Source organism: Xenorhabdus innexi, from assembly GCF_002632485.1.
GTDB classification, from domain to species: domain Bacteria; phylum Pseudomonadota; class Gammaproteobacteria; order Enterobacterales; family Enterobacteriaceae; genus Xenorhabdus; species Xenorhabdus innexi.
This window is the reverse complement of record NZ_NIBU01000091.1, coordinates 1-9,472: the sequence shown is the minus strand read 5'-3', so window position 1 is coordinate 9,472 and position 9,472 is coordinate 1. Positions and strand designations below refer to the sequence as shown.

Genomic DNA, 9,472 nt, shown 5'->3' with positions numbered 1-9,472 from the left:
ACCTGCTCCAAAAGGCGTGGTCGGAAACGTATTTTTGGCTGGAAAAAGCACAAGAATATTTATGCCAGAACGCGTTCAAAACACCACAAAGAAAATCATGTAAAAACAAAACATTGGATGCGTGTTTTGAAAGGCTTAATTCTTAAGATCCTGTCTATGGCATTGAATTAATCAGCTAACTATAGCTTGGTTAATCAGTGATTAATTATGTCATGCCTGTTTATTCGTATTGATTTAAACTTAAGTAATTCATATTACCAATTTTATAGGTTTTTTCTCTAACCTCCCCCTATTTAAAAATAAAAATAATTAAGAATATCGGCGTACCTGCATGTTCACGGTGGTTGGTTATTCATTTGATCGAACTATTGGATACAATTCCCTCTTTTTAAGTCATTAGGTAATCATAGAGAGCATAGTACTTGATATAAATTTTCTAAAATTGTGGTAAGTAGAAACTATGTTTAATACTATAGAATGCAAAAATAGCTATATGATTAAAAGGTATACATACCTTTTCTTAGCGCTTAATTGTTCCCACTGAATTGTATTTAAAGGATATTTTATTGTTTAGTTGTAATTATCAGTTGATTACCTCCGACGCTCAGTTACAGTCCATCTGTGACAGGGCAAAACAACATGCAAAAATTGCACTGGATACAGAATTTGTACGCACAAGGACGTATTATCCCCAATTAGGTTTGATACAACTGTTTGATGGCGAACAACTTTCTCTTATCGATCCTCTTGAAATTTCTCAATGGCAGCCTTTTCGCGAATTATTGACTGATCCGAATGTCGTAAAATTTATTCATGCTGGCAGTGAGGATTTGGAAGTTTTCTGGAACAGTTTTCAGTGCATGCCAACGCCGATCATGGATACTCAGGTATTGGCAGCATTTATTGGTCATCCGTTGTCGTGCGGGTTTGCAACATTGGTTTCAGAATATTTGCATGTAGAGCTGGATAAAAGTGAGTCCCGTACCGATTGGCTGGCTCGCCCGCTGAGAGAAAAGCAGTGTGAATACGCTGCGGCGGATGTTTATTACCTCTTGCCTCTGGCCGATATTTTGATGACAGCCACAGAGCAGGCGGGATATATGGATGCGGCAAAAGATGAAAGCGAACTGATCGTACAGCGTCGTAAAGAGATACAACTACCGGAATCTGCTTACAAAGATATCAGCAATGCCGGCCAACTCCGCCCGCGACAATTAGCCTGTTTAAAAAAACTGGCTGCATGGCGTTTGAATCAGGCTCGTGAGCGGGATTTAGCTGTCAATTTTGTTATTCGTGAAGAAAACCTGTGGCAGGTGGCTCGTTATATGCCAACTTCGTTGGGTGAGTTGGATGCTTTAGGTTTAAGTGGTCAGGAAATTCGTTGTCATGGGCGCCGGTTATTGGCGATGGTAACGGAGTGTCGGGATCTTCCAGATGAAGAGTGTCCTGAAGTAATCAAAAACTTAGTTGATTATCCGGGTTATCGTAAAGCGTTTAAAGAAATAAAATCACTGATCAATCAGGTCAGCGAATCACACAAGTTCTGTACTGAACTGTTAGCCTCACGTCGCCAGATTAATCAGTTGCTCAGTGCACACTGGAAACTGAAATCATCAGAGAAGCTGCCTGAATTACTCAAGGGTTGGCGGGGTAAACTATTGGCGGAGCAGATTACAAAAGTATTGGCTGACTATCCTGTTCAGTGATTCATTTGTCTGAACCGAAATCGGGATGCCTGAACATCCCGATTACTTTGTGAAAGTCACACACTTAAATTAAATAGCGCTGTTTGATAGCGCTATTTTGCCGATTCCTCAATCTCCGGTAATGTTACATTGAGTTCTAGTACGGAGATATCATCATTCTTTTGCTCAAACTGTACAGAAAGCATGTCTGGGTCAATTTGTACATATTTACAAATGACAGCCAGAATGTCGCGTTTCATTTCGGGCAAATAGGCAGGCTCAGCATCACCACGGCGTCGTTCTGCCACGATGATTTGCAGCCGTTCCTTGGCAATATTGGCCGTCGATTTTTTTCTCGACAGGAAGAAATCTAACAAAGCCATGCGTTACCCTCCAAACAGGCGTTTCAAAAAGCCCTTTTTTTCTTCCTCAATGTAGCGGAAAGGCCGCTCTTCACCGAGTAAACGTAAAACTGTATCTTCGTATGCCTTACCCGCATCAGAATCTTTATCCAGGATAACAGGCTCTCCCTGATTTGAAGAGCGTAACACGGATTGATCTTCCGGAATGACACCGAGTAAAGGAATACACAAAATTTCCAGGACATCTTCCATGCTCAGCATATCACCTCGGTTTACACGACCGGGATTATAACGAGTTAACAAAAGATGCTCTTTGATAGGATCATCTCCCCGTTCAGCGCGACGTGATTTAGAGGCGAGAATACCTAAAATTCGATCGGAATCACGAACGGATGAAACTTCCGGATTTGTTGTAATAATAGCTTCATCGGCAAAATAGAGAGCCATCAAGGCACCACTTTCAATACCTGCTGGTGAATCACAGACAATGAAATCAAACCCTTGTTCAGTTAACTCATTCAGGATTTTTTCGACACCATCACGGGTTAAGGCATCTTTATCCCGGGTCTGAGAAGCAGGAAGAATATATAAACTCTCTGTGCGCTTATCTTTTATCAGCGCTTGATTTAATGTGGCGTCACCTTGGATCACGTTAACGAAGTCAAAAACTACACGGCGTTCACATCCCATGATGAGATCGAGATTACGCAGCCCGATATCGAAATCAATGACTACGGTTTTTTTCCCTTTTTGTGCGAGGCCGGTAGCAATGGCCGCGCTTGAAGTGGTTTTGCCAACGCCACCTTTACCAGATGTAACAACAATAATGCGTGCCATGAAGCGATTCCTTGTTATAAGGGCTAGATTAAGGTTTCAATAGTTAATTCATTATTTACCAGACGTAATTTCACAGCTTTGCCAGCGAAAGTATCTGGAATTTCATCACTGAGCCAATATTGTCCGGCAATAGAGGTTAGCTCAGCATTTAAATGGGTGCAGAAAATCTGGCTTTCTTGATCGCCAGATGCGCCTGCTAATACACGCCCACGTAGCACGCCATATATATGAATATTCCCGTCAGCGATTAATTCTGCACCAGCACTGACATTACTGGTAACAATAAGATCACTGTTCGGAGCATAAATTCTTTGTCCTGAACGAACAGGCATATTAATTATACGAGTTTTTTTGAAAATAGGTTCAGATGGCTTATTTTCTTCAGCACGAATTTTCTGACTCTTTCCTTCTTTTAATAGAGGAAGTTCAGATTCCAGCACAATTTTACGCTGTTCTTCATTTTGGCAGCCGCTGATACCAACAATACGTAGCCCGCCAGATTCAACCGCACGGTGTAGAGCAAGAAGATCTGCACCAACAGGGAGATGGGATATATTGATAACAACTGGCGCATTTTTCAGGAATTCGGGCGCTTGTTCCAATTTTTCCTGTATGGCCTTTTGAATGATATCCGGCTGGTCATCATGCAAATGAACGACCGAAAGCGTAAAATTACTGCCTTTTAGCTCAATTGGCGATTGTGACATCGATATTCAGACTCAGCAAGGTTAAGTTCCCTGGAACAACTCCAAGGATACGATATTCTTAAATATAATAAGCATGTTATAGTTACTGAATTATTCAAGCAAGTCGCAGTGTTAATTAAAAAGAGTTTATGACAATGATTTGTGTAATCTATAGAAGTCCAAAACGTGAACAAACATATCTCTATCTTGAAAAAAAAGGTGATTTTTCATCTGTTCCTGAAGAGTTATTGAAAGCATTTGGCGAGCCGCAATTTTCTATGATGCTTTCATTATCTGAAAGAAAAAAATTAGCGAATGCTGATATTGAGAAAGTAAAAACGGCATTGAATGAGCAGGGCTTTTACTTACAAGTTCCCCCTCCGGTAGAAAGTTTAATCAATGAACATTTGGCAGCAGCCAAATCATGAGAAAATCGTCATACAAAGAGCCACGGGTAGTGGCTTGCTCCTGACTGAGGAGGGTGATTTATGAAATTAAAATTAATCATCAAGATACCTTTATTATTGGGTGTAATACTGCTGGTCGGATGTAGTTCACCCGATAGAAAAAATCCGAAGGATTCAGGATTGACGACTTTATCTCAAGTAGATGTCAAGGCACTGGAACGACATTTTCCCCACGCTTCACGCGAAAGCTCCCAGTTTCCTGCTTATGTGGCTTTAATTAGACAGCAAGCACGGAAACAGGGGTTCAGTGAGAGCACCTTAGAACGGGCATTTGCGGATATTCACTTTATCCCACGGGTCATTAAATCGGATCGTAATCAGCCGGAGAAAAAAGTGACTCTGGATGATTACCTGAAACGTGTTTTACCTGACTGGAAAATAAAACAGGGTGTTGATCAGTATCAGGATAATTTTCCTCAATTAGCCAGAGTCAGCCGTAAATATGGTATCCCTAAGTCTTATATTGTCGCCTTATGGGGGCTGGAAAGCGGATTTGGCCGCATTCAGGGTAAAGAAAATGTCGTATCTGCACTGTCCACGCTTGCTTTTGAAGGACGGCGAGAAGAGTTTTTTATAAAACAGCTTCTGGCCGCCCTTGAAATTATAGAGAAAAAATATATCGATGCAGACCAGACACTAAAAGGCTCGTGGGCTGGAGCGATGGGGCAGAGCCAGTTTATGCCGACGTCGTACCTGACTTATGCCGCAGACGGTAATGGTGATGGGAAAATTGATATCTGGAATAACAAGGAAGATGTTTTCGCATCCACGGCTAATTACTTGCATAAGGAAGGATGGCAGAAAGGGTTACCGTGGGGATTTGCCGTTTCATTGCCGGATAATTTTGATAAAACATTGGAAGGCGTTAAGGCGGAGCAGAGGAAATCAATTTCACAATGGCAATCTTTAGGTGTTTTTTCTCCCGAATTTGCACAATTCCCGGCCAAAACCAACGGTTGGATTATAATCACTGATGGGGCTGAACCTCGGGCATTTTGGGTGACGCAAAATTTCCGCACTATTATGCACTGGAATCGCTCTTACTATTTTGCTCTCAGTGTTGGTATGATGGCCGACGGCATCGAACAGAGAGTTCGTTAATTCACTCATTAAGTATCAGAGCCTGAGCAATCAGGCTGATTACAGCTAAGGAAGAGTACTATGTATCAACATAGAGACTGGCAGGGGGCACTGCTGGATTTTCCTGCTAATAAAGTTGTTTGCGTCGGCAGTAACTACGACAAGCATATTAAAGAGATGGGCTCTGCTATTACTGATGAGCCAGTGATATTTATAAAGCCCGAAACCGCGCTTTGTGATTTGCGCCAACCCATATCTATCCCAGAAAAATTGGGGGCAGTGCACCATGAAGTTGAACTGGCGGTTTTAATTGGCTCGACACTCAAAAATGCCAATGAGGATCGGGTCAGTAAAGCCATTGCCGGTTTTGCCGTTGCTTTGGATCTGACTCTGCGCGATTTACAGCGTGAGTTTAAGCAATCAGGCCAACCGTGGGAGAAGAGCAAAGCATTTGATGGTTCATGCCCCGTCTCAGGTTTTATTCCGGCTAATGCCTTTGAAGATCCACAAAGTGTTCAGCTTTCTCTGGTAGTAAATGGCGAATTACGTCAAAACGGCAATACGTGTGACATGCGAACGCCAATCATCCCTTTGATTAGCTACATGTCACAATTTTTCACCCTGCGCCCCGGTGACATTATTTTAACCGGAACACCTGAGGGGGTAGGGGCTTTGAAATCTGGTGATGTTCTGAACGTTTCGCTTAATGAACACGTTTTAACTACCAGAGTGATTTAAAATGAGGAATGGCAGAAATTATGTCTCAACCTTTCTGGCAGATGAAAACTTTGGAACAAATGACCGATCAGGAGTGGGAAGCTCTGTGTGATGGTTGCGGCCAGTGTTGTCTGCACAAGTTGATGGATGAAGATACTGATGAAATTTATTTCACCAATGTCGCCTGTAATCAGCTGAATATCAAAACCTGCCAATGCAGAAATTATGAAGATCGTTTCAGTTATGAGCCTGATTGTATCAAACTGACTCGGGAAAATATGGTGACCTTTGAATGGCTGCCAAAAACCTGTGCTTATCGCCTGATAGAAGAAGGGAAAGGGCTTCTGCCCTGGCATCCGTTAGTCAGCGGCTCAAAATCAGCTATGCATGCAGAACGTATTTCTGTCAGGCATATCGCAGTGCGTGAGTCTGATGTCGTGGACTGGGAAGACCATATCCTGAATAAGCCTAAGTAGGTGTTTTATCTATTGATATAAAAGGGAATTTATATCATATAGTCAATGCTTGGGGCATAGATGGGGCATCAGAGCTAAAACTAGCATTGAACTGGAAGAAGAACGGTTTAAGCAGACTGAGCAGGAGATCAACGAAATATTTTCTGTCTCAGCCAAAGTAAACGACCCCTGAGCAGTCTGAGACGCTTTTTAAGCGTTTTTTGTAGTGCCCTCCAAAGGTGTGAGCAATAATACGTTTTAACCGGGGAGTTCAAGAGTACCATAACCGACGTTGTTATTTAATCTCCTCCTTTTTCGAAGAGATTAAATAGCACTGGTTGAAATAGAATGTCTATTTTATCAGTGAAATGACTACCCTGAGCGGGGCCGTTGGGTTATGGGAGCAGTTGTTCTGGTGCGCAGTTATAGAGTGCCGCCAGTTTTTCCCGTGTGCGCTTTTGAGGGCGATCTGACGCCTCCCACTGAGACACTGTGGATTGAGCTGTATTGAGCTTTTCAGCAACTTCGTACTGAGACAGCCCACGGTAGATGCGCCAAGCCGCCAGAATAGAAACATCCTGGTCAACCATAATAGACACAACACCGTTAGGTACGGTTACATCGTCGTATCTTGACGGGGTGTATGGCACATCCTCCCAGTCTTCCTTTGCGCTGATCAGTTTTTCGTATTCAGCTACTGGCAGGACAACATATAGTGGTTTTCCTGTTTCATCATTGATGTATTGCATTTTCATGTACTCATCCGTTTGGGATGATTAGGTGATACGCTTTTAATCGTATTTTGTCAAAATAAATACGATTAAAATACGATATTGTTTTCAGGGCTGCATTTTGGTGTGGTCTTTTATCGCTGCTTTCCGCTTTTTCTCCCTTATTTGAGGGGCAGTGGTCTTAACCGAATTTGCCACCGCAATCACTTTAATCACATCCGTATACACGCATTGCGGCTGGCATCCTATTAACTCACGTGAGGCGAATGATGAATATTATCGTGGGATTCCCGAAGATAAATTCGAGAGCGGAATTTAAGAATAATGCAGGTATAGCACAGCAGAGCATACTCTCTTTTTCTTCTGAGCGAGTTACTATGTTGGAAGCTGATGTTTATGTTTATCTGCAAGAAACAGATGAAGTTCTGTCGCCTGAAACACCTCATGTGAAACTACTTTATGTTGAAGATTATGATGAAAAATCGACGTTCTTAGATTTTGAACTCCGGGCGACAGAGTGGGCTAAGAATAAAGTGGTAGAGTTTATGAGTCAACATTAAATAGCGAGGCGAATCATGGAAAAGCGTATTGAAATACTGGAAAGAAAGGTTGTCGAACTGGAAAAACAGCTCGCTGATATTCAAAAATCAGTGAGCTGCGATATTAATGCTCTAAGAGCAGACTCAGTTACAATTAAGCACGCAATTATTAGTCAGTCTTAAGGCAATTATTTTAGGGATACATTTAGCCCATTAATACTATTGGCTAACTCCGTATAGACTTGTTTTACCGTTGCGTTTTGGTGTTGATCGGCAAATTGCTTAAGGTTGTTTATCACATCACTTTTAACTGATAGTTGAGTTGTATCCAAGCTAGCGAGTGTAATAGATAAAGCAGATTCAAGGGCTTCAATTTTTACGATTAAAGCTGCAAAATCAATAGATTGATAAGATATTTAAAATTCTCATTCCGAAGTTAATCAGCCATCACTCCGGTTAGTTAATATTCGGCCGATACAGTAGCATACCTTAATTATTAACTTATTACATTTAACCGACACAGGGGCGATCATAATTCATCCCACGGACACCCATTGCTCTGATGGGGGGATTATGACTATGGACAAATACACCAGCCCCACAGCGTACACATGGGGCGCATTTACCGCGATGCTCGGTGCGCTGTCATTAAATGACTGGGCTATCGTCATTGGCATCATTTGTACCATCGGCACGTTTGCCGTGAACTGGTACTACAAACACCGGGAATTCAACCGCCATGAAAAAGACGCGTAAGTTAAGTGCTGCCGTTATCGGTCTGGTGCTTTCTGGTGCGGGGGCGACCGCCATTCTCGCTCAGTTTTTGGATGAGAAAGAGGGGAACCGATTATCGGCGTATCAGGATGCAGGCGGCATCTGGACAATCTGCCGGGGCGTGACCCGAATTGACGGCGTTCCGATCAGGCAGGGTATGCGATTGACGCCGAACCAGTGCCGAGACCTCAACGCGAAAGAAGCGGAGAAGGCTATTCAAGTGTTCCGTGTCTAAAACCGTTGCCAGCTCCGGCATGGATGATGCAGCCACCGCCCGATCTACAGACGCCGCTATCCGAAATTATTGGTTACTCCGAGAGCGAATTCCCACCTCAGAACAAATGATTCAAGGGTTACAGGAGTATGTTAGGAAGCAGTGCCATTAACCCCTAAGCATAAAGTCTAGGAGCTAATGGCGAAATGACGCATTTTAACGGCGCGGGCTGGGTGTTCTGTGAGGGTTAATCAGATCATCTACATCCTCCCAATCCCAGTTTGTAGTGCTAGTGCTAGGATTATTGTGTGTGGGTTGTACTGGCGAGGGTACGTATGGAGTTTGAATCCGAGAGGGTGGTCGTGGAGCAACTGGAGGTTGTGCATAAGGATCATATGCAGGAGTAGCAGCAGGCTGTTGCGATCTTTGAGTCCTTATTGGTTCGCTAGCTTGAGATGAACCTCTTTGAGCGGATAATGACGGTTGATTTAAGTGCGGTGGTGGTCTACGAGTAATAAGACTTGCAATAAGAGGATTATCCCAACCTGATGCTTGAGGTGGATAATTGCTTGGTGCAGTTGGAGGAATGAAAGATGAAGTGGGTGGAGCTCCTTGTGCTCGGGCTTGTCTGCGTTGACGTATACGAGCAAAAGTTGCGTCATTAATAACATCAGAAGAACCGGATTGAGAGTTTAGAGCAGGCAATGGATCGTTATGTATACGGTGTATATGGACACCCAAATTACTCTTCTGGATAAAGCGTTGTCCACAAAAGCGACATTGAAAGGGCTTTTCACCTGTATGCTTTCGCTCATGAGCTGTTAAATGAAGTGGTCAATTAAAATTGGTCACAACCTTAGCACTTTTCCAAAATAATCGTTCTGATTCATTTGGCGTGAGCCCATTGTTATACCAATGGGGGCGG

General features: G+C 42.9%; 12 protein-coding genes and 2 pseudogenes. 10 read left to right on the top strand and 4 right to left on the bottom strand.

Annotation, left to right across the window (positions count from 1 at the left end; genetic code table 11):
• Window positions 1-566: 566 nt before the first annotated feature.
• Window positions 567-1,706, top strand: coding sequence for a ribonuclease D (gene rnd, locus Xinn_RS18905; RefSeq protein WP_169923621.1), 1,140 nt, complete (start codon window positions 567-569; stop codon window positions 1,704-1,706).
• 92 nt (window positions 1,707-1,798) lie between these two features.
• On the opposite strand, the gene minE is transcribed toward rnd, so the two are convergent.
• Genes minE through minC form a run of 3 tightly spaced genes read right to left on the bottom strand, consistent with a single transcriptional unit; the run spans window position 1,799 to window position 3,591 of the window.
• Window positions 1,799-2,068, bottom strand: a complete 270-nt coding sequence (gene minE, locus Xinn_RS18900) for a cell division topological specificity factor MinE (protein ID WP_086953052.1) — start codon at window positions 2,066-2,068, stop codon at window positions 1,799-1,801.
• Between the two features lie 3 nt (window positions 2,069-2,071).
• The gene (gene minD, locus Xinn_RS18895; protein WP_086953053.1) at window positions 2,072-2,884 is read right to left on the bottom strand and encodes a septum site-determining protein MinD; all 813 of its coding nucleotides are present in this window, start codon (window positions 2,882-2,884) and stop codon (window positions 2,072-2,074) included.
• Between the two features lie 23 nt (window positions 2,885-2,907).
• Window positions 2,908-3,591, bottom strand: coding sequence for a septum site-determining protein MinC (minC, locus tag Xinn_RS18890; protein WP_086953054.1), 684 nt, complete (start codon window positions 3,589-3,591; stop codon window positions 2,908-2,910).
• Between the two features lie 134 nt (window positions 3,592-3,725).
• On the opposite strand from minC, the gene Xinn_RS18885 reads away from it, so the two are divergent.
• From Xinn_RS18885 to Xinn_RS18870, 4 genes are read left to right on the top strand one after another with little or no spacing between them, the layout of a single operon-like run.
• Window positions 3,726-3,998 (top strand): YcgL domain-containing protein, encoded by a 273-nt coding sequence (locus tag Xinn_RS18885; protein WP_086953055.1) that lies wholly within the window; start codon window positions 3,726-3,728, stop codon window positions 3,996-3,998.
• A 60-nt stretch (window positions 3,999-4,058) separates the two neighbouring features.
• Window positions 4,059-5,138: a lytic murein transglycosylase gene (locus Xinn_RS18880; RefSeq protein ID WP_086953056.1), complete on the top strand. Its 1,080-nt coding sequence runs from the start codon at window positions 4,059-4,061 to the stop codon at window positions 5,136-5,138.
• A gap of 60 nt (window positions 5,139-5,198) precedes the next feature.
• Window positions 5,199-5,855, top strand: coding sequence for a fumarylacetoacetate hydrolase family protein (locus tag Xinn_RS18875; protein WP_086953057.1), 657 nt, complete (start codon window positions 5,199-5,201; stop codon window positions 5,853-5,855).
• Between the two features lie 17 nt (window positions 5,856-5,872).
• Window positions 5,873-6,310, top strand: a complete 438-nt coding sequence (locus Xinn_RS18870) for a YcgN family cysteine cluster protein (protein ID WP_211286037.1) — start codon at window positions 5,873-5,875, stop codon at window positions 6,308-6,310.
• A 374-nt stretch (window positions 6,311-6,684) separates the two neighbouring features.
• On the opposite strand, the gene Xinn_RS18865 is transcribed toward Xinn_RS18870, so the two are convergent.
• Window positions 6,685-7,044, bottom strand: a complete 360-nt coding sequence (locus Xinn_RS18865) for a helix-turn-helix domain-containing protein (RefSeq protein ID WP_086953059.1) — start codon at window positions 7,042-7,044, stop codon at window positions 6,685-6,687.
• A gap of 242 nt (window positions 7,045-7,286) precedes the next feature.
• Here Xinn_RS18865 and Xinn_RS18860 point away from each other — a divergent pair, with 242 nt between their 5' ends.
• The 5 genes and pseudogenes from Xinn_RS18860 to Xinn_RS22920 form a co-directional block, all read left to right on the top strand.
• The gene (locus Xinn_RS18860; protein ID WP_143706497.1) at window positions 7,287-7,580 is read left to right on the top strand and encodes a hypothetical protein; all 294 of its coding nucleotides are present in this window, start codon (window positions 7,287-7,289) and stop codon (window positions 7,578-7,580) included.
• Window positions 7,581-7,595: 15 nt separating this feature from the next.
• Window positions 7,596-7,742, top strand: a complete 147-nt coding sequence (locus Xinn_RS22230) for a hypothetical protein (RefSeq protein ID WP_169923620.1) — start codon at window positions 7,596-7,598, stop codon at window positions 7,740-7,742.
• A 390-nt stretch (window positions 7,743-8,132) separates the two neighbouring features.
• Complete coding sequence (locus tag Xinn_RS18855; protein WP_086953061.1) at window positions 8,133-8,315, top strand: phage holin family protein; 183 nt, start codon at window positions 8,133-8,135, stop codon at window positions 8,313-8,315.
• Window positions 8,299-8,550: pseudogene (locus Xinn_RS18850) on the top strand (glycoside hydrolase family protein); the annotation flags it as partial. The gene Xinn_RS18855 and the pseudogene Xinn_RS18850, both read left to right, overlap by 17 nt.
• A gap of 67 nt (window positions 8,551-8,617) precedes the next feature.
• A pseudogene (locus Xinn_RS22920) lies at window positions 8,618-8,719 on the top strand (lysis system i-spanin subunit Rz); the annotation flags it as partial.
• Window positions 8,720-9,472: the final 753 nt, after the last annotated feature.

Bases quoted from the DNA above. Each gene is read 5' to 3' on its own strand.
- minE (WP_086953052.1), bottom strand. From the start codon at position 2,068: ATGGCTTTGTTAGATTTCTTCCTGTCGAGAAAAAAATCGACGGCCAAT.
- Xinn_RS18875 (WP_086953057.1), top strand. From the start codon at position 5,199: ATGTATCAACATAGAGACTGGCAGGGGGCACTGCTGGATTTTCCTGCT.
- Xinn_RS18855 (WP_086953061.1), top strand. From the start codon at position 8,133: ATGACTATGGACAAATACACCAGCCCCACAGCGTACACATGGGGCGCA.
- Xinn_RS18885 (WP_086953055.1), top strand. From the start codon at position 3,726: ATGATTTGTGTAATCTATAGAAGTCCAAAACGTGAACAAACATATCTC.
- Xinn_RS18880 (WP_086953056.1), top strand. From the start codon at position 4,059: ATGAAATTAAAATTAATCATCAAGATACCTTTATTATTGGGTGTAATA.
- Xinn_RS22230 (WP_169923620.1), top strand. From the start codon at position 7,596: ATGGAAAAGCGTATTGAAATACTGGAAAGAAAGGTTGTCGAACTGGAA.
- minD (WP_086953053.1), bottom strand. From the start codon at position 2,884: ATGGCACGCATTATTGTTGTTACATCTGGTAAAGGTGGCGTTGGCAAA.
- Xinn_RS18865 (WP_086953059.1), bottom strand. From the start codon at position 7,044: ATGAAAATGCAATACATCAATGATGAAACAGGAAAACCACTATATGTT.
- Xinn_RS18860 (WP_143706497.1), top strand. From the start codon at position 7,287: ATGATGAATATTATCGTGGGATTCCCGAAGATAAATTCGAGAGCGGAA.
- minC (WP_086953054.1), bottom strand. From the start codon at position 3,591: ATGTCACAATCGCCAATTGAGCTAAAAGGCAGTAATTTTACGCTTTCG.